The sequence below is a fragment of the Pseudomonas putida genome, from assembly GCF_028682395.1.
GTDB classification, from domain to species: domain Bacteria; phylum Pseudomonadota; class Gammaproteobacteria; order Pseudomonadales; family Pseudomonadaceae; genus Aquipseudomonas; species Aquipseudomonas putida_AB.
In genome coordinates, this window is the sequence record NZ_JANHLC010000008.1 from 152190 (window position 1) to 173233 (window position 21044).

The 21044-nt window shown below is 61.2% G+C and carries 23 protein-coding genes; 9 read left to right on the forward strand and 14 right to left on the reverse strand.

Annotated features, from left to right (window positions below):
- Positions 1 to 77 precede the first annotated feature (77 nt).
- Complete coding sequence (locus NPS46_RS18895) at positions 78 to 563, reverse strand: FKBP-type peptidyl-prolyl cis-trans isomerase (protein WP_274109821.1); 486 nt, start codon at positions 561 to 563, stop codon at positions 78 to 80.
- Between NPS46_RS18895 and NPS46_RS18900 the strand changes: the two genes are divergently transcribed.
- From NPS46_RS18900 to NPS46_RS18910, 3 genes are read left to right on the forward strand one after another with little or no spacing between them, the layout of a single operon-like run.
- Complete coding sequence (locus NPS46_RS18900) at positions 532 to 870, forward strand: DUF3565 domain-containing protein (RefSeq protein WP_274109822.1); 339 nt, start codon at positions 532 to 534, stop codon at positions 868 to 870. The genes NPS46_RS18895 and NPS46_RS18900 overlap by 32 nt on opposite strands.
- A gap of 54 nt (positions 871 to 924) precedes the next feature.
- Positions 925 to 3024: a phosphate acetyltransferase gene (pta, locus tag NPS46_RS18905; RefSeq protein WP_274109823.1), complete on the forward strand. Its 2100-nt coding sequence runs from the start codon at positions 925 to 927 to the stop codon at positions 3022 to 3024.
- The gene (locus NPS46_RS18910) at positions 3025 to 3933 is read left to right on the forward strand and encodes an acyltransferase (protein ID WP_274109824.1); all 909 of its coding nucleotides are present in this window, start codon (positions 3025 to 3027) and stop codon (positions 3931 to 3933) included.
- Between the two features lie 201 nt (positions 3934 to 4134).
- Here the strand turns inward: NPS46_RS18910 and cysN are convergent, their stop codons facing one another.
- The 3 genes from cysN to NPS46_RS18925 form a co-directional block, all read right to left on the reverse strand.
- Complete coding sequence (gene cysN / locus NPS46_RS18915) at positions 4135 to 6033, reverse strand: sulfate adenylyltransferase subunit CysN (protein ID WP_274109825.1); 1899 nt, start codon at positions 6031 to 6033, stop codon at positions 4135 to 4137.
- Positions 6034 to 6042: 9 nt separating this feature from the next.
- A complete protein-coding gene (gene cysD, locus NPS46_RS18920) occupies positions 6043 to 6960 on the reverse strand; it encodes a sulfate adenylyltransferase subunit CysD (RefSeq protein ID WP_274109826.1) in 918 nt (305 codons plus the stop codon).
- Positions 6961 to 7278: 318 nt separating this feature from the next.
- Positions 7279 to 8037: a Nif3-like dinuclear metal center hexameric protein gene (locus NPS46_RS18925; protein WP_274109827.1), complete on the reverse strand. Its 759-nt coding sequence runs from the start codon at positions 8035 to 8037 to the stop codon at positions 7279 to 7281.
- Between the two features lie 101 nt (positions 8038 to 8138).
- Between NPS46_RS18925 and algW the strand changes: the two genes are divergently transcribed.
- Positions 8139 to 9296, forward strand: a complete 1158-nt coding sequence (algW, locus tag NPS46_RS18930) for a Do family serine endopeptidase AlgW (RefSeq protein WP_274109828.1) — start codon at positions 8139 to 8141, stop codon at positions 9294 to 9296.
- A 51-nt stretch (positions 9297 to 9347) separates the two neighbouring features.
- On the opposite strand, the gene hisC is transcribed toward algW, so the two are convergent.
- The 10 genes from hisC to NPS46_RS18980 all read right to left on the reverse strand — a co-directional run bounded on the left by hisC (position 9348) and on the right by NPS46_RS18980 (position 17361).
- Positions 9348 to 10400: a histidinol-phosphate transaminase gene (gene hisC / locus NPS46_RS18935; RefSeq protein WP_274109829.1), complete on the reverse strand. Its 1053-nt coding sequence runs from the start codon at positions 10398 to 10400 to the stop codon at positions 9348 to 9350.
- Positions 10401 to 10402: 2 nt separating this feature from the next.
- Complete coding sequence (gene hisD, locus NPS46_RS18940; protein WP_274109830.1) at positions 10403 to 11731, reverse strand: histidinol dehydrogenase; 1329 nt, start codon at positions 11729 to 11731, stop codon at positions 10403 to 10405.
- Between the two features lie 182 nt (positions 11732 to 11913).
- Positions 11914 to 12549: an ATP phosphoribosyltransferase gene (gene hisG, locus NPS46_RS18945; protein ID WP_122317072.1), complete on the reverse strand. Its 636-nt coding sequence runs from the start codon at positions 12547 to 12549 to the stop codon at positions 11914 to 11916.
- Between the two features lie 127 nt (positions 12550 to 12676).
- Entirely contained in the window at positions 12677 to 13942 is a 1266-nt protein-coding gene (gene murA, locus NPS46_RS18950; protein ID WP_274109833.1) for a UDP-N-acetylglucosamine 1-carboxyvinyltransferase, read from the reverse strand.
- A 24-nt stretch (positions 13943 to 13966) separates the two neighbouring features.
- Entirely contained in the window at positions 13967 to 14206 is a 240-nt protein-coding gene (locus NPS46_RS18955; RefSeq protein WP_274109835.1) for a BolA family protein, read from the reverse strand.
- A gap of 115 nt (positions 14207 to 14321) precedes the next feature.
- Positions 14322 to 14627 carry an STAS domain-containing protein gene (locus NPS46_RS18960; RefSeq protein WP_274109837.1) on the reverse strand — a complete coding sequence of 102 codons (306 nt, stop codon included), beginning with the start codon at positions 14625 to 14627 and terminating at the stop codon, positions 14322 to 14324.
- The gene (locus tag NPS46_RS18965) at positions 14620 to 15276 is read right to left on the reverse strand and encodes an MlaC/ttg2D family ABC transporter substrate-binding protein (protein ID WP_274109839.1); all 657 of its coding nucleotides are present in this window, start codon (positions 15274 to 15276) and stop codon (positions 14620 to 14622) included. Before NPS46_RS18965 ends, NPS46_RS18960 begins: the two co-directional genes overlap by 8 nt.
- Before the next feature lie 11 nt (positions 15277 to 15287).
- Complete coding sequence (gene mlaD, locus NPS46_RS18970) at positions 15288 to 15755, reverse strand: outer membrane lipid asymmetry maintenance protein MlaD (RefSeq protein WP_274109841.1); 468 nt, start codon at positions 15753 to 15755, stop codon at positions 15288 to 15290.
- The gene (mlaE, locus tag NPS46_RS18975; RefSeq protein ID WP_274109843.1) at positions 15755 to 16552 is read right to left on the reverse strand and encodes a lipid asymmetry maintenance ABC transporter permease subunit MlaE; all 798 of its coding nucleotides are present in this window, start codon (positions 16550 to 16552) and stop codon (positions 15755 to 15757) included. Before mlaE ends, mlaD begins: the two co-directional genes overlap by 1 nt.
- Positions 16552 to 17361 carry an ATP-binding cassette domain-containing protein gene (locus NPS46_RS18980; protein ID WP_274109845.1) on the reverse strand — a complete coding sequence of 270 codons (810 nt, stop codon included), beginning with the start codon at positions 17359 to 17361 and terminating at the stop codon, positions 16552 to 16554. Before NPS46_RS18980 ends, mlaE begins: the two co-directional genes overlap by 1 nt.
- 286 nt (positions 17362 to 17647) lie before the next feature.
- On the opposite strand from NPS46_RS18980, the gene NPS46_RS18985 reads away from it, so the two are divergent.
- Genes NPS46_RS18985 through lptB form a run of 5 tightly spaced genes read left to right on the forward strand, consistent with a single transcriptional unit; the run spans position 17648 to position 20985 of the window.
- The gene (locus NPS46_RS18985) at positions 17648 to 18622 is read left to right on the forward strand and encodes a KpsF/GutQ family sugar-phosphate isomerase (RefSeq protein WP_274109847.1); all 975 of its coding nucleotides are present in this window, start codon (positions 17648 to 17650) and stop codon (positions 18620 to 18622) included.
- Positions 18623 to 19147 carry a KdsC family phosphatase gene (locus tag NPS46_RS18990; RefSeq protein ID WP_274109848.1) on the forward strand — a complete coding sequence of 175 codons (525 nt, stop codon included), beginning with the start codon at positions 18623 to 18625 and terminating at the stop codon, positions 19145 to 19147.
- An 8-nt stretch (positions 19148 to 19155) separates the two neighbouring features.
- Positions 19156 to 19728: an LPS export ABC transporter periplasmic protein LptC gene (lptC, locus tag NPS46_RS18995; protein ID WP_274109849.1), complete on the forward strand. Its 573-nt coding sequence runs from the start codon at positions 19156 to 19158 to the stop codon at positions 19726 to 19728.
- Complete coding sequence (lptA, locus tag NPS46_RS19000; protein ID WP_274109851.1) at positions 19715 to 20260, forward strand: lipopolysaccharide transport periplasmic protein LptA; 546 nt, start codon at positions 19715 to 19717, stop codon at positions 20258 to 20260. Before lptC ends, lptA begins: the two co-directional genes overlap by 14 nt.
- Positions 20260 to 20985: an LPS export ABC transporter ATP-binding protein gene (gene lptB, locus NPS46_RS19005; protein ID WP_274109853.1), complete on the forward strand. Its 726-nt coding sequence runs from the start codon at positions 20260 to 20262 to the stop codon at positions 20983 to 20985. The genes lptA and lptB overlap by 1 nt, the downstream gene beginning before the upstream one ends.
- Positions 20986 to 21044: the final 59 nt, after the last annotated feature.

Below are 21044 nucleotides of genomic sequence, written 5' to 3' on the forward strand. Positions count from 1 at the left end.
GCAAGCCGGCAAAACCATGCTCGATTGAAAAAGGCGCCCGTGGGCGCCTTCCTACACTTTGAGCTTAGCAGCAGAAATCAGTGGTGATGACCACCTTCGCCATGGACGTGACCATGGGCGACTTCTTCTTCGCTGGCATCACGGATGGCAACGATCTTGACCTGGAAGTTCAGGCGCTGGCCAGCCAGTGGGTGGTTGCCGTCGACGGTAACGTCGTCGCCGTCCAGGTCACGAATGGTGACGATCTGCATCTGGCCGTCCGGAGCGGAAGCGTGGAACTGCATGCCCACTTCCAGCTCGTCGACGCCTTCGAACATGCTGCGGCTGAGGGTGCTGACCAGCTCGGCAGTGTATTCGCCATAGGCATCTTCGGGTTCAACGGCTACGGTCAGCTCGTCGCCGACTGCTTTGCCTTCCAGGGCCTTTTCCAGACCTGGAATGATGTTCCCTGCACCTTGCAGGTAGACCAGCGGCGCGCCGCCGGCAGAGCTGTCGATGACCTCACCAGCGTCGTTGGTCAGGGTATAGTCAATGGAGACAGCCTTATTGGCGGCGATCAGCATGGGGCGAGACCTTTTGCATAAGAATGAAGAGCGGACAAGTCTAAACAAGGATTCGTCCGAAAGCGAACGGAACCCGGACGGACGGGAGACGACATTAACCTCGCGAATCCTCGGTTTTCGTCAGGACGAGGACGCGCACTGGGTGGCCGTGCTCTCCTGCGGTCATACCCAGCACCTGCGCCACTTGCCGCCCTGGCAGTCACGGGCCTGGGTCCTTGATCCACGGCAACGCCAGGAAAAAATCGGCCAGCCCTTTGCCTGCGGTTGGTGCGCTCAGGCCTCGGTTAACGATAATCTTACCGATTGATTCAGGCACAGGGCGCCACGACCCCTTGCCACAGGCTCATTTCGAGAAGCCCACATGCAGACTTTCTTTATTGCACCCACCGACTTTGGCGTGGGTCTGACCTCTATCAGCCTCGGGCTGGTACGCACCCTGGAACGCGCCGGCCTGAAGGTTGGTTTCTTCAAACCAATCGCCCAGCCCCATCCCGGCGACCTCGGCCCGGAACGCTCGACTGAACTCGTCGCCCGCACCCACGGCCTCAAGCCCCCGCAGCCCCTGGGCCTGGCCCATGTCGAACGGATGCTCGGCGATGGCCAACTGGATGAGCTGCTCGAAGAAATCATCACCCTTTACCAGCAGGCCGCCGTCGGCAAGGACGTGCTGATCGTCGAAGGCATGGTCCCCACCCGCAGCGCCAGCTATGCCGCCCGGGTCAATCTGCACCTGGCCAAGAGCCTGGACGCCGAGGTCATCCTGGTATCGGCACCGGAAAACGAAGTGCTGACCGAGCTGTCCGGACGCGTTGAATTGCAGGCCCAACTGTTTGGCGGGCCGAAAGACCCGAAAGTCCTCGGCGTGATCCTCAACAAGGTGCGCACCGAAGAGAGCATGGAAACCTTCGCCGCCCGCCTGAAGGAGCATTCGCCGCTGCTGCGCAGTGGGGATTTCCGCCTGCTGGGCTGCATTCCGTTCCAGCCGGAACTGAACGCCCCGCGCACCCGTGACGTCGCCGACCTGCTGGGCGCCCAGGTACTCAATGCCGGTGACTATGAAACCCGGCGCATGAACAAGATCATCATTTGCGCCCGCACCGTGCTCAACACCGTGCAACTGCTCAAGCCCGGCGTCTTGGTGGTCACCCCCGGCGACCGCGACGACATTATTCTCGCGGTCAGCCTCGCCGCCATGAACGGCGTACCGCTGGCCGGCCTCCTGCTGACCAGCGACACCCTGCCCGACCCGCGGATCATGGAGCTCTGCCGGGGCGCCTTGCAGGCCGGCCTGCCTGTGTTGTCGGTCAGTACCGGCTCCTATGACACGGCCAACCGCCTCAATGGCCTGAACAAGGAAATCCCCATCGATGACCGCGAGCGCGCGGAAATCATCACCGATTTCGTCGCTGGCTATCTCGATGCCCAGTGGCTGCACCAGCGCTGTGGCACTCCTCGGGAAATGCGCCTGACCCCGGCCGTGTTCCGCTATCAGTTGATCCAGCGGGCGCAGCAGGCCAACAAACGCATTGTCCTGCCCGAAGGCAGCGAGCCGCTGACTGTGCAGGCCGCCGCCATCTGCCAGGCCCGGGGCATTGCCCGCTGCGTGTTGCTGGCCAAGCCGGCGGATGTCGAGGCCGTCGCCAAGGCCCACGGTTTCGAGTTGCCGCAAGGTCTGGAAATTCTTGATCCCGACCTGATCCGCGAACGCTATGTCGAACCCATGGTCGCCCTGCGCAAGAGCAAAAGCCTCAATGCGCCCATGGCCGAGCAGCAGTTGGAAGACACGGTCGTGATCGGCACCATGATGCTCGCGCTGGATGAAGTCGACGGCCTGGTCTCGGGGGTGATCCACTCCACCGCCAATACCATTCGCCCGGCCCTGCAACTGATCAAGACCGCGCCGGGCTGCACCTTGGTTTCGTCGGTGTTTTTCATGCTGTTCCCCGAGCAGGTGCTGGTCTATGGCGACTGCGTGATGAACCCGCACCCGTCAGCCACCGAACTGGCAGAAATCGCGCTGCAAAGCGCCGACTCCGCGGCGGCCTTCGGCATTACACCGCGCGTGGCGATGATCAGCTATTCCAGCGGTGACTCGGCCAGCGGCGAAGAGGTCGAGAAGGTCCGCGAGGCCACTCTGCTGGCCCATGAGGCGCAGAACGCGCTGCTGATCGACGGCCCACTGCAATACGATGCGGCCGCCAACGACACGGTGGCCCGGCAACTGGCGCCCAACAGCCAGGTCGCCGGCCGCGCGACGGTGTTTGTGTTCCCGGACCTCAACACCGGCAACACCACCCATAAGGCCGTGCAACGCAGCGCCGACTGCGTCAGCCTCGGGCCGATGCTGCAAGGCCTGCGCAAGCCGGTCAATGATCTGCCACGCGGCGCCCAGGTCGACGATATTGTCTACACCATCGCCCTGACTGCCATCCAAGCCGCCAACCGACCTGTGGATATCTAGATGCTGGACTTCCTGCCTGCCCCCCTGCGCGGGGTCATTGCCTCCCTGTTACTGGCGCTCAATACGATCGTCTGCTGCACCCCGCTGTTTATCGTGGCGATCTTCAAGCTGTGCCTGCCGTTCCCGGCGGCGCAGCGCTGTACCGACTGGCTGATGAGCCATATCCACGAAGCCTGGATCAGCAACAACAAGGCCTGGATGAACCTGCTGCGGCGCACCCGTTGGCACCTCGAGGGGATGCAGGGGCTCGATTACCAGCATTCCTACCTGATCACCAGCAACCACCAGAGCTGGGTCGACATCATGGTGCTGCAGTACGTGTTCAATCGCCGGATTCGCCCACTCAAGTTCTTTCTCAAGCAGGAACTGATCTGGGTGCCGGTGATTGGCCTGGCCTGGTGGGCGCTGGGCTTTCCCTTTATGAAGCGCTACTCCAAGGCCTACCTGGCCAAGCACCCGGAAAAGAAAGGCAAGGACCTGGAAACCACGCGCAAGACCTGCGCGAAGTTTCGCCACAACCCGGTCGGCATTTTCAATTTCGTCGAAGGCACGCGCTTTACCGAAGCCAAGCATGCTCAGCAGCAGTCACCGTTTCGCTACCTGCTCAAGCCCAAGGCGGGCGGAATTGCCTTTGTGCTGGATGCCATGGGCGAGCAACTCGAAGCCATCGTCAATGTGACCATCCACTACCCGGCCGGGCGACCGGGCTACTGGGACCTGCTGTGCGGCAATGTCCGCGAGGTGGTGGTGCATGTCGAAAAGCTGATGATCCCCGCCGAATTCATCGGCAAGAACTACGACCAGGACGACCCGTATCGGCTGGCCTTCCAGCAATGGATCAACCGTTTGTGGGAAGACAAAGACACGCTGCTGGAACAGCTGCATCGCCAATACCCCGAACAGGGCTGAACACCGCCCCCTGTAGCGATTGCCGTCAGCTGACATTCACGTACACAGCGCTCGCAAAACGCCAGCCCGTGGGCAGGCCTGATGCACCGCGTGCAGCGAAAGACGCCGCCTATCGGCAGACAACAAAAAGCCCGTAGCCGATCACTCGACTACGGGCTTTTACTAACCCCTGACGCTTGAAACTCAGGCTGTCGTTAAGGCTTAAATCGCCCCACGGCTACGCAACAGTTCCAGCACCAGCTTGACGCTTTCATCCAGCGACAGGCTCTGGGTATCGACCACCAGGTCGGCATCCAGTGGCACATCGTACGGGAAGGACTCACCCGGGATATTGTCCCCACCCGCCGCATACAGCCCCTGCGGATCACGCGCCTGGCACACCTGCGGCGACGCCTGGACATAGACCGTCAGCAAACGCTCGCGACCGACCAGCACCTTGGCCTGCTCACGGCCTTCGGCATCCGGGGCGACAAACGCGGCCAGGGTCAGCAGGCCGGCTTCGTTGAACTGGCGCGCCACATGGGCGGCACGCCGCCAGTTCTCGGTACGCCCGGCACGATCCTGCGGCAAGCCCTTGTTCAGGTCATGGCGCAGGTTCTGGCCATCGAGTACAAACACCGCACGCCCCATATCGAAGAGCTTGCGCTCGACGGCATAGGCCAGGGTGCTCTTGCCTGCACCCGACAGACCGCTGAACAACACGGTCGCCGGGCGTTGGCCGAAGCGCTGGGCACGCTCCTCGGTGGACACATGGGCCAGCTTGCCATGGGCTGTCGCACTGCCATGGGCCACCGGCTGGGCGACGATCATGCCCGCGCCCACGGTGCCATTGGTCAGGCGGTCGATAATGATAAAGGCGCCCGTCGTGCGGTTGCTGTCGTAGCCATCCAGGGCAATCGGCGCATCCAGGCTGAGCTTGACCTTGCCGATCTCGTTCAGCTGCAGGGCGCTGGCCGGACCTTCTTCCAGGGTGTTGACGTCCACCTTGTGCAGGATGCTGGCAATCGAACCCGGTACATAGCTGGTGGCGCGCTTGATGTCGTACTTCTTGCCCGGGAGCATAGGCTCCTCAGCCATCCAGACCAGCATGGCCTCGAAACTGTCGGTCACCGGTGGCACGTTGTCGGCATGCACCAACAGGTCGCCACGGGAGATATCGATCTCGTCTTCCATGGTCAAGGTCACGGCCTGACCTGGGCCTGCATGTTCCAACTCGCCCTCAAACGTGACGATGGATTTCACCCGGCTGCTCTTGCCCGATGGCAGTACGACGATCTCGTCGCCCTTCTTGACCACGCCGCTCGCCAGGGTGCCAGCAAAGCCGCGGAAATTCAGGTTCGGCCGGTTGACGTACTGCACGGGGAAACGCAGGTCGGTGAAATTGCGGTCGCCGGCCACCTCGACGGTTTCCAGGATTTCCATCAGCGACTGGCCGGTGTACCACGGCGAACGCTCGCTGCGGTTGACCACGTTGTCGCCCTTGAGCGCAGACATCGGCACGAAGTGCAGGCTGCTCGGCTGGGAGGCCAGGCCTTCGGCGAACTTCAGGTAATCGGCCTTGATCGACTCGAACACACCTTCGTCAAACCCCTTGAGGTCCATCTTGTTGATGGCGACGACGATATGCTTGATACCCAGCAGGGACGCAATAAAGCTGTGGCGGCGGGTCTGGGTTTGCACGCCGTAGCGGGCATCGACCAGGATAATCGCCAGGTCGCAGGTCGAAGCGCCCGTGGCCATATTGCGGGTGTACTGCTCATGGCCGGGGGTGTCGGCAATGATGAATTTGCGTTTGGCGGTGGAGAAGTAGCGGTAGGCGACATCGATGGTGATGCCCTGCTCACGCTCGGCCTGCAAGCCGTCGACCAGCAACGCCAGGTCGATATCGTCACCGGTGGTGCCGACCTTCTTCGAGTCGCGGGTAATGGCTTCCAGATGGTCTTCGTAGATCATCTTGGAGTCGTGCAGCAGGCGCCCGATCAGGGTGCTCTTGCCGTCGTCGACGTTGCCGCAGGTCAGGAAACGCAACAGCTCTTTGCGTTCGTGCTGGGCCAGGTAGGCGAGGATGTCCTCGCTGATCAATTCAGATTGGTGCGACATGACAACCCCTTAGAAATAACCCTGACGTTTCTTGTCTTCCATCGAACCGGCGCCATCGTGGTCGATGACCCGGCCCTGGCGCTCGGAAGTTCGCGTCAGGAGCATCTCCTGGATGATGTCCGTCAGGCTTTCGGCCTCGGACTCCACCGCGCCCGTCAACGGGTAGCAGCCGAGGGTACGGAAACGCACTTTCTTTTTGACGATGCGGGCTTTGTCTTCATCGCTCAGGTGCTCGAGGATGCGCTCGTCGTCAATCATGATCAGGGTGCCATTCTTCTCGATCACTTCACGCTCGGCGGCGAAGTACAGCGGCACGATCGGGATGCCTTCGAGGTAGATGTATTGCCAGATATCCAGTTCGGTCCAGTTCGACAGCGGGAAGACCCGGATCGACTCGCCCTTGTTGACCTTGCCGTTGTACACATTCCACAGCTCGGGGCGCTGGTTCTTCGGGTCCCAACGGTGCTTGCTGTCGCGGAACGAATAGACCCGCTCCTTGGCGCGGGACTTTTCTTCATCGCGACGGGCGCCGCCAAAGGCCGCATCGAAACCATACTTGTCCAAAGCCTGCTTGAGGCCCTCGGTCTTCATGATATCGGTGTGCTTGGCGCTGCCGTGGGTGAAAGGGTTGATACCCTGCGCCACGCCATCCGGGTTGACGTGGGTGATCAGTTCCAGGCCCAGCTCTTCGACCATCTTGTCGCGAAAGCGGTACATCTCCTGGAATTTCCACTGGGTGTCGACGTGCATCACCGGAAACGGCAGCTTGCCCGGGAAGAACGCCTTGCGTGCCAGATGCAGCATCACGGCGGAGTCTTTGCCGATGGAGTAGAGCATCACCGGGTTATCGAACTCGGCGGCCACCTCGCGGATGATGTGGATGCTTTCCGCCTCCAGCTGTTTCAGATGCGTCAGTTTGTCGACCATGGCTACTCACGAAAGCTTTCTTATGAACGGCCAGCGGGCCGTGTTCGAGCGGGGCATGCTAGCACAGCAACATGCTTCTAATCAGGGAGCCAACTAGATCGAAACGGTATATGAATATACCCGCCGGTTTGCAGTTTCTACATGGCCGGCATCGTGGTGAACATGGGCATTGATTCGCGGTTAAACGCAGCGGTCAGCGCTTCCCAGTAGCTGCTGCCGCCAGACGATGATCGAACCGCGAGGGCCCGCGCACACCGTTGAATCCCCAAAGGGCCTGCGCCCTACCGCCGCCTGGCGGCAGCGGCCGCAGGTGTTCCTTTAGATCGGGTTGGGGCAATCGATAAACAGGTGCTCCAGCGCAAAGCGCCGCGCCAGGTAATCCCCCAGGGCCTGCACGCCGTAGCGTTCTGTGGCGTGGTGTCCGGCGGCAATAAAACTGATGTCGTTCTCCCGGGCACTGTGAAAGGTCTGCTCGCTGGCTTCGCCGCTCAGGTACAGGTCTACGCCGGCCAGCACCGCCTGGTCGATATAGCCCTGACCACCACCGGTGCACCAGCCCACACGGCGGATCATCTCGCTGCCTTCGATCAAGAGCGGCTCGCGCCCCAGGGCGCCCTGCACCTTGCGCGCAAAATCGCGGGCGGTCATCGGCTCGCCAAGGGAGCCCACGAGGCCGACGATCTTGGGGTTGTCTGGGTCCAGCGGACCTTCCACGGTGATCTCCAATTGGCGAGCCAATTGCACGTTGTTGCCCACCTCAGGATGCAGGTCCAGGGGCAGATGGTAGGCCAGGAGGCTGATGTCGTGCTTGAGCAGGGTCCTGAGCCGACGCTGCTTCATGCCCGTGACACACGGGTCCTCGCCTTTCCAGAAATAGCCGTGGTGGACCAGCACCAGGTCGGCGTCCGCTTCCACCGCTGCATCGAGCAGCGCCTGGCTGGCCGTCACCCCACTGACGATCCGACTGACCTGCGGCCGACCTTCAACCTGCAGACCGTTGGGGCAATAGTCGGCGATGCGCGAACTGCCCAGATAACGGTCCGCTTCCTCTACCAGGGTGCTCAGGGCAACGGCCATAAAAGTCTCCTAAATATCCAGATCAGAGCCTCGCGGCCCTCGTATAATGGCCGCCATTATGGGCCGTGCCACACAGCCCGCAACCTCCAGGATCCTGCTCAATGCTCAAGGCTCTGCGTTTTTTCGGCTGGCCCCTGCTGGCCGGCGTGCTGATCGCACTGTTGATTATCCAACGCTATCCGCAGTGGGTCGGGCTGCCCGACCTCGACGTCAATCTGCAACAGGCCCCGCAGACTACCAATAGCCAGTTGGGCCCGGTGTCCTACGCCGATGCCGTGACCCTCGCCGCCCCTGCCGTGGCCAACCTCTACACCACCAAGGTGGTCAACAAAAGCGCCCACCCGCTGTTCGAGGATCCACAGTTTCGCCGTTTCTTCGGGGACAACCTGCCCAAGCAGCGGCGCATGGAGTCCAGCCTCGGTTCGGCAGTGATCATGAGCCCCCAGGGCTACCTGCTGACCAATAACCATGTCACCAGCGGCGCCGACCAGATTGTCGTAGCCCTCAAGGATGGCCGGGAAACCCTGGCCCGAGTAATCGGCAGTGACCCGGAAACCGACCTGGCCGTGCTCAAGATCGATCTCAAGAACCTGCCGTCGATCACCCTGGGGCGCTCCGACAATATTCGCATCGGTGATGTGGCCCTGGCCATCGGCAACCCCTTCGGTGTCGGCCAGACCGTGACCATGGGCATTATCAGCGCCACCGGGCGCAACCAGCTGGGGCTCAACAACTACGAAGATTTTATCCAGACCGACGCAGCCATCAACCCGGGCAACTCCGGCGGCGCGCTGGTGGACGCCAATGGCAACCTGACCGGGATCAACACGGCGATCTTTTCCAAGTCCGGCGGTTCCCAGGGCATCGGCTTCGCCATCCCGGTCAAGCTGGCCATGGAAGTAATGAAGTCGATTATCGAGCACGGCCAGGTCATTCGCGGCTGGCTCGGCATCGAGGTCCAGGCCATGGGCCCGGAACTGGCGGACTCGTTCGGCCTGTCCGGACGTCCGGGTATCGTGGTGGCGGGGATTTTCCGCGACGGTCCGGCGCAAAAAGCCGGCCTGCAGTTGGGCGACGTCATCCTCAGCATCAATGGCGAGGTGGCGGCCGATGGTCGTCGCTCGATGAATCAGGTGGCGCGGATCAAGCCGACTGACAAGGTGAAGATCCAGGTGATGCGCAATGGCAAGGAGCTGACGCTCAATGCCGAGGTTGGTCTACGGCCACCTCCGGCGACTGTCCCCCAGGAAGAACCGTAAGCATTCGCGCCTACCCTCCCCGGGTAGGCGCGAACCCTGCTCGGGCGCCGTTTACAGCGCGCCCAAGCCCTCGATCAGCGCGCGGTTCTGCTCCGGTGTGCCGATGGTGATTCGCAGGAACTGTGCAATCCGCTCCTGCTTGAAGTGCCGCACGATCACCCCCGTCTCACGCAACTTGGCTGCCAGCCCTGCCGCATCATGCTGCGGGTGACGGGCGAAGATAAAGTTCGCCGCCGACGGCAGCACCTCGAACCCCTTGGCCTGCAACTGCGCAACCACCCAGTCGCGGCTCTCGCTCACCGCCTGGCACGTCTGCTCGAAGTACTCGCGATCCTCGAAGGCCGCCGCCGCGCCGGCAATGGCAATGCGGTCCAGCGGGTAGGAGTTGAAGCTGTTCTTGATCCGCTCCAGCGCCTCGATCAGGTCCGGATGGCCGACCGCCAGGCCGACCCGCAGGCCCGCTAGCGAGCGCGACTTGGAGAGGGTCTGGGTGACGAGCAGGTTGGGGTAGCGATCGACCAGGCTGATGGCACTCTCGCCGCCAAAATCGATATACGCCTCATCGACCACCACCACGCTGTCCGGGCTGGCCTGCAGGATCTGCTCGATCGCCTCCAGCGCCAACAGGCAACCGGTCGGCGCATTGGGGTTGGGGAAAATGATCCCACCATTGGGCCGTGCGTAATCTGCCGGGCGGATCTGGAACTGCTCATCGAGCGCCACCGGCTCGAAGGCAATCCGATACAAACCGCAGTAGACCGGATAGAAGCTGTAACTGATATCCGGGAACAGCAACGGCTTATCGTGTTGGAGCAGGCCGTGGAAGATATGGGCCAGTACTTCATCGGAACCATTGCCAACAAACACCTGCGCGGCCGTGACGCCGTAGAACCGGGCCACGGCCTGCTTGAGCAGGTCACCGTTGGGGTCCGGGTACAGGCGCAGGTCGTCATTGACCTGGCTTTGCATGGCGGCCAATGCCTTGGGCGAAGGCCCGTAGGGGTTTTCATTGGTATTGAGCTTGACCAGGTTGGTCAGTTTCGGCTGCTCACCCGGCACATAAGGCACCAGGTCCTTGACGAACGCACTCCAGAATTGACTCATGCTTACTGCCCCTGTTCTTTATCGGCGTCGATGCGGTATTCCGCGCTGCGAGCGTGGGCGGTCAGCGACTCGCCACGGGCCAGTACCGATGCGGTCTTGCCCAACTCGGACGCGCCTTGCGGCGAGCAGAAAATGATCGACGAACGCTTCTGGAAGTCATACACCCCCAGCGGCGAAGAGAAACGCGCGGTACCGGACGTCGGCAGCACATGGTTGGGGCCCGCGCAGTAGTCACCCAGGGCCTCGCTGGTGTGCCGGCCCATAAAGATCGCACCGGCGTGGCGGATCTGCGGCAACCAGGCCTGCGGGTCGGCGACCGACAGCTCCAGGTGCTCCGGGGCAATGCGGTTGGCGACTTCAATCGCCTGCTGCATATCGCGCACCTGGATCAGGGCGCCACGGCCATTGATCGAGGTCTCGATGATTTCGGCACGCTCCATGGTCGGCAGCAGCTTGTCGATACTTGCCGCGACCTTGTCGAGGAACTCGGCGTCCGGGCTGACCAGGATCGCCTGGGCATCTTCGTCGTGCTCGGCCTGGGAAAACAGGTCCATGGCGATCCAGTCCGGATCGGTCTGGCCATCGCAGACCACCAGGATCTCCGAAGGACCGGCAATCATGTCGATACCGACCTGGCCAAAGACATGGCGCTTGGCCGTGGCCACATAGATGTTGCCTGGGCCGACCACCTTGTCGACCTGGGGCACGCTTTCGGTGCCATAGGCCAGCGCAGCCACGGCCTGGGCGCCACCGATGGTGAATACCCGATCGACACCGGCGATGCAGGCAGCCGCCAGCACCAGCTCGTTGACCTCACCGCGCGGGGTCGGCACGACCATGACCACTTCAGTCACACCGGCGACCTTGGCCGGAATCGCGTTCATCAACACCGACGACGGGTAGGAAGCCTTGCCGCCCGGCACGTAGAGCCCGGCACGATCCAGCGGCGTGACTTTCTGGCCCAGTACCGTGCCGTCGGCCTCGGTGTAGGTCCAGGAGTCCTGCTTCTGTTTTTCGTGGTACAGGCGCACCCGCTCAGCGGCCTTTTCGAGGGCTTCGCGCTGCGGTGCGGTAATGCGGGTCAATGCCAGCTCCAGGCGCTCGCGCGGCAGGATCAGGTCGGCCATGGAGGCCACTTCCAGGCCGTCGAAGCGCTGGGTGAATTCCACCACGGCAGCATCGCCGCGCTCGCGCACGGCCCTGATGATATCCAGCACCCGCTGGTTGACCGAATCGTCGGACACACTTTCCCAGCTCAGCAGATGATCCAGATGATGTGCAAAATCCGGATCGGCAGCATTGAGTCGGCGAATTGCAGTGGACGTGGTCATAGCGAGGGCCTCGATAATTGGCGAATGCTCAAAGGGGCAAAGCTTGCGTATGCAGATTGGGTTGCAGGAACTTATCTATAAGAGCTCAGGCGCCGCAAGACTACCAAGCCATCCGCGTGGGCACCTGAGAATTCTGGCTATGACACGGATAGATGGGCGCGACTCAAGGTCGCGCAGGTGCATCAACCGCGGTGTCGCGACTCCACTGCCTTGCGCAGGGTGTCGATCAGCGCCTGGATGCGCGCGTGCTGCATCTTCATGGACGCCTTGTTGACCACCAGTCGTGAACTGATGGTGGCGATCAGTTCCTGGGGTTCGAGGCCGTTGGCACGCAGGGTGTTGCCGGTGTCGACCACATCGATGATCTTGTCGGCCAGGCCAATCAGCGGGGCCAGCTCCATCGAGCCGTAGAGCTTGATGATGTCGACCTGACGGCCCTGTTCGGCGTAGTAGCGCTTGGCAACATTGACGAACTTGGTCGCCACGCGCAGGCGCCCCTTGGGCTCGACGGCACCGATAGCGCCAGCGGTCATCAGCTTGCACTGGGCAATCTGCAGGTCCAGTGGCTCGTACAGGCCCTGGCCGCTGTACTCCATCAGCACATCCTTGCCCGCGACACCGAGGTCGGCGGCACCATGCTCGACATAGGTCGGCACATCGGTCGCCCGCACGATCAACAGACGGACGTCGGCCTGGGTCGTGGGGATGATCAGCTTGCGGCTCTTGTCCGGATTCTCGGTGGGCACGATGCCCGCTTCAGCCAGAAGCGGCAGGGTGTCATCGAGGATACGGCCCTTGGACAGTGCGATGGTCAACATGGGAAACGTAAGCCCTTAGTCAGGAAACTCATGCCCGCACGCAAACGGCGCCGGGCACACATCGAGCCTGGCAACAGGCTCGATTCGTCGATTCATTGGGCACTATCCCTGTGCCCTGCTCCCGGTACTAGCCCGGAACGCGGCGGATCTTGGCGCCGAGCATCTGCAGCTTCTCTTCGATGCACTCATAACCACGGTCGATGTGGTAGATGCGATCGATCAGGGTGTCACCTTCGGCAACCAGTGCCGAAATCACCAGGCTGGCCGAAGCCCGCAAGTCGGTAGCCATCACAGGCGCGCCCTTGAGCTTTTCGGTACCGGTCACGATGGCCGTATTGCCTTCGACCTGGATCTTGGCGCCCATGCGGTGCAGCTCGTAGACGTGCATGAAGCGGTTTTCGAAGATCGTCTCGATCACTGCGCCCGTGCCTTCGGCAATGGCGTTGAGGGAGATGAACTGGGCCTGCATGTCGGTCGGGAACGCCGGGTACGGTGCGGTCCGCACATTGACGGCCTTCGGCCGCTTGCCGTGCATGTTCAGCTCGATCCAGTCCTCGCCGGTGGTGATCTCGGCGCCCGCTTCCTTGAGTTTCTCCAGGACGGCTTCAAGGATGGTCGGATCGGTGTCCTTGACCTTCACCCGGCCGCCCGTGGCCGCCGCCGCCACCAGGTAGGTGCCGGTTTCGATACGGTCCGGCATCACTTTATAAGTGGCCGAATGCAGGCGCTTGACGCCTTCGATGATGATGGTGTCGGTGCCGGCGCCCTGGACATTACCGCCCATGGCATTGATGAAGTTGGCCAGGTCGACCACTTCCGGCTCGCGCGCGGCGTTTTGCAGCACGCTGCGACCGTTGGCCAGGGCTGCAGCCATCATGATGTTCTCGGTACCGGTCACGGAGACGGTATCGAAGAAGAAGTTGGCACCGCGCAAACCACCTTCCGGCGCCTTGGCCTTGATGTAGCCGCCTTCCACATCGATGGTTGCACCCATGGCTTCAAGGCCACGGATATGCAAGTCCACCGGACGCGAACCAATGGCGCAACCGCCTGGCAGCGCGACTTCGGCCTCACCGAAACGTGCAACCATCGGCCCCAGTACCAGGATCGAGGCGCGCATGGTTTTCACCAGCTCGTAGGGGGCGATCAGCGTCTTGATGGTGCGCGGATCGATTTCCACGCTCAGCTTTTCGTCGATCACCGGCTCGATGCCCATGCGCCCGAACAGCTCGATCATGGTGGTGATGTCATGCAGGTGCGGCAGGTTGGCGACCGTGACCGGGCCATCGGCCAGCAGGGTTGCAGCCAGAATCGGCAGGGCAGAGTTCTTTGCCCCGGAGATGCGGATTTCGCCATCAAGACGAACGCCGCCGGTAATAATCAGTTTATCCATAGGAATCTCGACGCCTATTTAGGCTCAGGTGCGCTCGGCCCAGGCCGCGCTGCTGAAGAATTTCATAGTGATCGCATGGATGCTGCCATCGGCAATCCACGGGTTCAAATGGGCATAGATGCTTTGTTGACGTTTAACCGGGCTCAGGGCCGCCAGTTCGTCACTGATCACGTTCAACTGAAAGTTGCAGCCTTCGCCTTCAACTTCTATCTGAGTTCCTGGCAGCTTTCCTTCAAGGAAGCTCTTCACTTCTACGGCCTGCATGCTCAACCTCAATCGGCGCCCTACGCGCGCGGGTCGGCCATCATACAAAAAAGCCCCGCGCCTGCGAACCCCGCATTGCAGGACTCTGACGGGGGGCTTCTACGATAGATGGCGATTATTGATTCGCCAGCAGTTCGGTCAGACCGCAAACATCAGCGATCTCCCGCATATCCTGCGGCATGGCGTGAATGCTGACCGGCTTGCCCGCCGCGTCAGCGTCACGCATAAATGCCAGCAACAACGACAACCCCACGCTGCTGGACTTCTGTACCGCCGAGCAGTCGATCACCAGCGCCGGGGCCGGGCTGGCCTTGATCAGCGCCTGCCCCTGCTTGCGCAACGCCGGTCCGGTACGGTAGTCGAGCACGCCACTCAGTTGCAGCACGCCCGCATCGCCCACTGCCACCGCCGCCTCACTCATTGCCGGTCTTCTGTGCAGCGCCCTCGGTCACTTCCTTGGCCTTGGCCACTTCGCCGGCCCAGCCGTCGATGGTTTTGTCCAGATCATTGCCATTGCGCTGCATCGCGTCGGCAAACTGATCGCGGAACAGCTTGCCGATATTGATCCCGTTGATAATCACGTTGCGGACCTTCCACTCACCGTTGATACGTTCAAGGGTGTAGGACACGGGATAGATCGAGCCGTTGTTGCCCTTGACCTGCATATCGACGCTGGTGCGGTCGCCGCTTTCATCCTTGGCCGGGGACACAGTAATGCCCTGGTTGTTGTATTCGAGCAGGGCATTGCCATAGAACTGCATCAGGCTGCGCTTGAAGTTTTCCTGGAAGCGCGCCATCTGCGCAGGCGTAGCCTTGCGCGAATACTTGACGGTCATGATGCTGCGCGAAATGCCGTCCGCATCGACCACCGGACCAACAATGCCATTGAGCGCTTCATAGAAGGCACTTGGGCTCTGCTTGTATTTTTCCTTGTTCGCCGCCAGATCGCTGAGCAGGCGGCTCGTGGTGTCCTGTACCAGCTCGTGGGCCGAGGGAGCGGCCACCGCATTGCCGATCAACGGCAGCGCTGCAAGCAAGACCAGCAGACTGCGTCGCAGGATCGAGATCATGGAAAAACTCCTCATTTGGCGTCTTTGCTAACGGTATTGAGCAGGAATTTGCCGATCAGGTCCTCAAGTACCAGCGATGACTGGGTGTCATGGATGGTCCCGCCATCCTTGAGCAGGCTGTCTTCCCCGCCCACGCTGATGCCGATGTATTTCTCGCCGAGCAGCCCAGCGGTAAGAATAGAAGCCGTGGAGTCGGTTGGCAGATTATCCACACGTTTTTCCACCTGCAGGGTCACCCGCCCGGTGAAGCTGTCGCGATCCAGGTCGATGGCCGTGACCTTGCCGATCGTCACGCCAGCCATGGTGACCTTGGCCCGGACGGTCAAACCGGCAATATTGTCGAAATAGGCATACAGCTTGTAAGTGTCGTTGCTCGCGCTCGGCGACAGGCCGCTGACGCGAAGAGCCAGCAGCAGCACAGCAAGGATGCCAGCCAGCATGAACAGGCCGACACCGATTTCCAGGGTGCGGTTTTGCATCAGAAATCTCCAAACATCAAGGCGGTCAGAATAAAGTCCAGGCCGAGGACTGCCAGCGAGGCATACACCACGGTCTTGGTTGTGGCACGGCTGATCCCTTCTGAAGTGGGCTCGCAGTCATACCCCTGAAACACGGCAATCCAGGTCACAACGAAAGCAAAGACGACGCTCTTGATGACACCATTGAGTACGTCACCAGTGAACGACACGCTGTTCTGCATGTTCGCCCAGTAGGATCCTTCATAAACACCCAGCCAGTCGACGGCGACCCACGAGCCGCCCCAGATCCCGACGACGCTGAAGATCATCGCCAGCAACGGCAGGGAAATAAAACCGGCCCACAAGCGGGGAGCGACGATGTACTTGAGCGGATCGACACCGATCATTTCCAGACTGGAAAGCTGCTCGGTGGACTTCATATTGCCGATTTCGGCGGTCAACGCCGAACCGGCGCGCCCCGCGAATAGCAGCGCGGTCACCACCGGCCCGAGCTCGCGCAACAGCGTCAGCGCAACCATCTGCCCGACCGCCTGCTCCGAACCATAGCTGGAAAGGATGTTGAACCCCTGCAGCGCCAACACCATGCCGATAAAGACCCCGGAGACCACAATGATCACCAGGGACATCACACCGACCGAATGCAGCTGGCGAACCAGCAGGCCGAAACCGCCGCCGATCCCGCCGCGACCGATCAGTACATGAAACAGGAAGATTGATGAGCGCCCGAGCACGGCGAGCAGATCGATCCCCGAGCGCCCGAACAAGCGTACGCGCTCTATTAATGATTGCTTGCGCATCAGCGCTTCCCCAGAAGATCGGTACGGTAGTCCGTCGCCGGAAAATGGAACGGCACCGGGCCATCCGGATCACCGGTCATAAACTGCCGGATACGTGGATTGTCGGCATTCATCAGCTCTTCAGGCGTACCCTGCCCCAACACCTGGCCATCACCGACCACATAGAGGTAGTCGGCAATACTCGCGGTTTCGGCCAGATCATGGGAAACAACGATGCTGGTGATCCCCAGCGCGTCGTTGAGCAGGCGGATCAAACGCACCAGCACGCCCATGGCAATGGGATCCTGGCCGACAAAGGGCTCGTCATACATCAGGATCTGCGGATCGAGGGCAATTGCCCGGGCCAGCGCGACCCGGCGCTTCATGCCGCCGGACAGTTCGTCGGGCATCAGCCCGATCGCGCCCCGCAACCCGACCGCCTGCAACTTGAGCAGGACGATATCGCGGATCATTTCTTCCGGCAGTTCAGTATGCACACGCAGCGGAAACGCCACGTTCTCGAAGACATCCAGGTCGGTGAACAGCGCCCCGCTCTGGAACAGCACGCCCATATGCTTGCGGGCATCGAACAGGTCGCTGCGCGACAGGGACGGCAAATTCTGGCCGTTGACCCAGACTTCGCCGCCGTTCGGACGCAGTTGCGCGCCCATCAGGCGCAGCAGCGTGGTCTTGCCACACCCGGAAGGCCCCATGATGCCGGTAACCTTGCCGCGTGGAATGCGTATGTCGACATTATTGAAGATGCTGCGCGTACCGCGCTTGAAGGTCACTCCCTTCAGCTCGACCGCGTAAGCGTTATCGGCACTCATCAAAACTCCTTGTGATGCAGCCTCTTGTTCGAACGCGCGGCTCAGGAAACAAGGCACACACTCTCGCAGCGGGCCGAACAGGCGGCGAACTATATCATTGCTGATACGGAGCGCCCAAGGCCGAAGCAGGCGCCGGACAGCAACACGACAGGCAGGCGTGATATTAACGGGTGCAAAACCCAAGAGCCGCGTAGAAGCGCACCAAACAAACCGACGTACTAGTGTAAGCAGACGCCTTATTACAGTTATAATCACCAGCTTTTCATCAGGCTAACCGATTCCACACATGAGCCAGTCCAGCGACCTGATTCAATCGGCACAACGCACCATTCGCCTCGAAATCGAAGCCGTAGAAGGCTTGCTGCCCCACATCGACGCTGATTTCGTACGCGCTTGCGAGATGATTCTGACCAGTAAAGGCCGAGTGGTTGTAGTAGGCATGGGTAAATCCGGGCACGTCGGCAACAAGATCGCCGCGACCCTGGCCAGCACGGGCACCCCTTCGTTTTTTGTCCATCCGGCCGAAGCCAGCCACGGCGACATGGGCATGATTACCCGTGACGACATTATTCTCGCGCTCTCCAACTCCGGTAGCACCGCGGAAATCGTGACACTGCTGCCGCTGATCAAGCGCCTCGGTATCCAGCTGATCAGCCTGACCGGCAACCCCGACTCGCCGCTGGCCAAGGCCGCCGAGGTCAACCTGAATGCGCGAGTCGCCCAGGAAGCCTGCCCGCTGAACCTTGCACCGACCTCTTCGACCACCGCCGCACTGGTCATGGGCGATGCCCTGGCCGTTGCGCTGCTCGAGGCCCGCGGTTTTACTGCCGAAGATTTCGCCTTTTCCCACCCCGGCGGCGCACTGGGTCGACGCCTGTTGCTCAAGGTCGAGAACGTCATGCATGCCGGCGACGAACTGCCGCAAGTCCTGCGCGGCACCCTGTTGAAGGACGCCCTGATGGAAATGACCCACAAGGGCCTGGGCATGACCGTGGTACTGGAAACCGACGGGCGGCTGGCAGGGATTTTCACCGACGGCGACCTGCGTCGCGCCCTGGACCGCAGTATCGATGTGCGCACCGCAACCATCGATGACGTAATGACCCCCCATGGCCGCACGGCCCGCGCCGAGATGCTCGCGGCCGAAGCGCTGAAGATCATGGAAGACCATAAAATCAGCGCCCTGGTCGTGGTCGACCAGCACGACCACCCGGTCGGGGCCCTGAACATGCACGACTTGCTGCGCGCAGGAGTGATGTAAATGAGCGAAGATCTGCTGCAACGCGGCAAAGCCATCAAGCTGGCGGTATTTGACGTCGACGGCGTACTGACCGACGGGCGCCTGTATTTCCTGGAAGACGGCAGCGAATTCAAGACCTTCAACACGCTCGATGGCCAGGGCATCAAGATGCTGATGGCCGCCGGCGTGCAGACCGCCATTATCAGCGGCCGCAAGACCCCGGTGGTTGAACGCCGCGCCAAGAACCTCGGCATTCCCCACCTTTATCAAGGCCGTGAAGATAAATTGGTCGTACTTGACGAGCTTCTTGGCCAACTCAACCTAAGCTATGAACAGGTCGCCTACCTGGGCGATGATCTGCCTGATCTGCCGGTGATCCGCCGCGTCGGCCTGGGCATGGCAGTTGCCAATGCCGCCGGTTTCGTTCGCGAGCATGCCCATGGCGTGACCCAGGCCCGCGGCGGCGAAGGCGCCGCGCGTGAGTTCTGCGAATTGATCCTGCGCGCCCAGGGCCACCTCGAAGCGGCCCACGCCGCCTACCTGTAGAGCCTTTTATGCCGATCAAGAAAATTCGCAGCATCCTGCTATTTGCCGCAATAGCCGCCCTGTTCGCAGCGGTTGGCTACTGGAACATCAGCCCTGAGCGCTTCCTGGACAAACCTCAGGTCGAGATCAATGAAGCCGAGATCGATTACTACGCGATCAACGCCCACAGCGTGCAATACCTGGAAGACGGCAAACTGCAGTACGAGATGACCGCGGACAAGGTCGAGCACGTCAAGGCCAGCGACATTACCCTCCTGACCCAGCCGGACCTGCAGATGTATCGCGGCACCGCATTCCCCTGGCACGTCCAGAGCGAGCGCGGCGAAGTCAATCCCGGCGGCACCGAGGTCGAGCTGATCGACTCCGTGCGCATTGCCCGCACCGATGAAAAGAACCGCAAGACGCTGATCACCACTAGCCGCATGACCGTATTCCCGCAGAAGCAATATGCGCAAACCCAGCAAGCCGTTAGAATCGACGGCGCTGGCGGTGTGACGACGGCCAAGGGAATGAAAGCGTATTTGAACGATGGCCGGATGAACCTGCTATCAAACGTAAGAGGACAGTATGAGGCTCGTTAAAACCCTCCCTTTATTGCTCAGCCTGAGCGCAGCACTGGGAAGCGTGTGCGCCTGGGCTCTGCCGACTGACCGCGATCAGCCCATCCGCATTCAGGCCGACGATGCACAACTCGATGACAAGCAAGGCGTAGCCACCTACAAGGGCGATGTGATCATCACCCAGGGTTCGATGAAGATCACCGGCAACACCGTGACCATCACCCGTACCGCTGGCGGCGATATCGACGTCGTGACCTCGGTTGGCAACCTGGCGTATTTCGAGCAACAGCAATCCGCTGCCAAGCCGGACAAGGTCCAGGCCTACGCCGTGACCATCCAGTACCATGCCGCGCAGAACCGCATCGTGCTGATCGACAAGGCCAAGGTCATCAACGACGGCAATACCACCGAAGGCGAGAAGATCGTCTACGACACCGTCAAGCAGGTCGCCAATGCCGGCCGCGCCACCGGGACCAGCATCTCGGCACCGCGCCCACGGATTGACATGGTGATCCAGCCGAAGAAGAAAACCGACCAGCAGAAGGCCCAGTAATGGCAACTCTGAAAGCCCAGCATCTGGCCAAGAGCTACAAGAGTCGCCAGGTGGTGCGTGATGTCAGCCTGTCGATCGACAGCGGGCAGATCGTCGGCCTGCTCGGCCCCAACGGAGCAGGCAAGACCACCTGCTTCTACATGATTGTCGGCCTGGTCCAGGCCGATCAGGGCCGCGTCCTGATCGACGACCAGGACGTCAGCCATCAACCGATGCATGGTCGCGCACGCGCCGGCATCGGCTACCTGCCGCAGGAAGCGTCGATCTTTCGCAAGCTCTCGGTCGCCGACAACATCATGGCGATCCTGGAGACACGCAAGGAACTGGACCGTACGGGCCGCAAGAAAGAGCTGGAAAGCCTGTTGCAGGAGTTCCACATCAGCCATATCCGCGACAACCTCGGCATGAGCCTGTCCGGTGGTGAGCGCCGTCGCGTGGAAATTGCCCGTGCGCTGGCCACCGCGCCCAAGTTCATCCTGCTCGATGAACCCTTTGCCGGTGTCGACCCGATCTCGGTCGGCGACATCAAGCAGATCATCCATCACCTCAAGGCCAAGGGCATCGGCGTACTGATCACCGACCACAACGTCCGCGAGACCCTGGATATCTGTGAAACGGCCTATATCGTCAACGATGGCCAACTGATCGCCGAAGGCGACGCTGAAACCATCCTTGCCAACGAGCTGGTGAAAGAAGTTTATCTGGGCCACGAGTTCCGCCTGTAAACATCGCCATACAGGGCCCCACGCTCGCGCAGTAAAAATATGAATTTTTTTATTACGCG

What these genes read in the sequence shown, in the direction of transcription:
- pta (WP_274109823.1), top strand. Translation starts at nt 925, where the DNA reads ATGCAGACTTTCTTTATTGCACCCACCGACTTTGGCGTGGGTCTGACC.
- lptA (WP_274109851.1), top strand. Translation starts at nt 19,715, where the DNA reads ATGAGGCTCGTTAAAACCCTCCCTTTATTGCTCAGCCTGAGCGCAGCA.
- lptC (WP_274109849.1), top strand. Translation starts at nt 19,156, where the DNA reads ATGCCGATCAAGAAAATTCGCAGCATCCTGCTATTTGCCGCAATAGCC.
- hisC (WP_274109829.1), bottom strand. Translation starts at nt 10,400, where the DNA reads ATGAGTCAATTCTGGAGTGCGTTCGTCAAGGACCTGGTGCCTTATGTG.
- hisD (WP_274109830.1), bottom strand. Translation starts at nt 11,731, where the DNA reads ATGACCACGTCCACTGCAATTCGCCGACTCAATGCTGCCGATCCGGAT.
- NPS46_RS18985 (WP_274109847.1), top strand. Translation starts at nt 17,648, where the DNA reads ATGAGCCAGTCCAGCGACCTGATTCAATCGGCACAACGCACCATTCGC.
- NPS46_RS18925 (WP_274109827.1), bottom strand. Translation starts at nt 8,037, where the DNA reads ATGGCCGTTGCCCTGAGCACCCTGGTAGAGGAAGCGGACCGTTATCTG.
- NPS46_RS18990 (WP_274109848.1), top strand. Translation starts at nt 18,623, where the DNA reads ATGAGCGAAGATCTGCTGCAACGCGGCAAAGCCATCAAGCTGGCGGTA.
- cysN (WP_274109825.1), bottom strand. Translation starts at nt 6,033, where the DNA reads ATGTCGCACCAATCTGAATTGATCAGCGAGGACATCCTCGCCTACCTG.
- NPS46_RS18955 (WP_274109835.1), bottom strand. Translation starts at nt 14,206, where the DNA reads ATGCAGGCCGTAGAAGTGAAGAGCTTCCTTGAAGGAAAGCTGCCAGGA.
- algW (WP_274109828.1), top strand. Translation starts at nt 8,139, where the DNA reads ATGCTCAAGGCTCTGCGTTTTTTCGGCTGGCCCCTGCTGGCCGGCGTG.
- mlaD (WP_274109841.1), bottom strand. Translation starts at nt 15,755, where the DNA reads ATGCAAAACCGCACCCTGGAAATCGGTGTCGGCCTGTTCATGCTGGCT.
- murA (WP_274109833.1), bottom strand. Translation starts at nt 13,942, where the DNA reads ATGGATAAACTGATTATTACCGGCGGCGTTCGTCTTGATGGCGAAATC.
- cysD (WP_274109826.1), bottom strand. Translation starts at nt 6,960, where the DNA reads ATGGTCGACAAACTGACGCATCTGAAACAGCTGGAGGCGGAAAGCATC.
- NPS46_RS18965 (WP_274109839.1), bottom strand. Translation starts at nt 15,276, where the DNA reads ATGATCTCGATCCTGCGACGCAGTCTGCTGGTCTTGCTTGCAGCGCTG.
- mlaE (WP_274109843.1), bottom strand. Translation starts at nt 16,552, where the DNA reads ATGCGCAAGCAATCATTAATAGAGCGCGTACGCTTGTTCGGGCGCTCG.
- hisG (WP_122317072.1), bottom strand. Translation starts at nt 12,549, where the DNA reads ATGTTGACCATCGCACTGTCCAAGGGCCGTATCCTCGATGACACCCTG.
- NPS46_RS18980 (WP_274109845.1), bottom strand. Translation starts at nt 17,361, where the DNA reads ATGAGTGCCGATAACGCTTACGCGGTCGAGCTGAAGGGAGTGACCTTC.
- NPS46_RS18960 (WP_274109837.1), bottom strand. Translation starts at nt 14,627, where the DNA reads ATGAGTGAGGCGGCGGTGGCAGTGGGCGATGCGGGCGTGCTGCAACTG.
- NPS46_RS18900 (WP_274109822.1), top strand. Translation starts at nt 532, where the DNA reads ATGGAGACAGCCTTATTGGCGGCGATCAGCATGGGGCGAGACCTTTTG.
- NPS46_RS18895 (WP_274109821.1), bottom strand. Translation starts at nt 563, where the DNA reads ATGCTGATCGCCGCCAATAAGGCTGTCTCCATTGACTATACCCTGACC.
- NPS46_RS18910 (WP_274109824.1), top strand. Translation starts at nt 3,025, where the DNA reads ATGCTGGACTTCCTGCCTGCCCCCCTGCGCGGGGTCATTGCCTCCCTG.
- lptB (WP_274109853.1), top strand. Translation starts at nt 20,260, where the DNA reads ATGGCAACTCTGAAAGCCCAGCATCTGGCCAAGAGCTACAAGAGTCGC.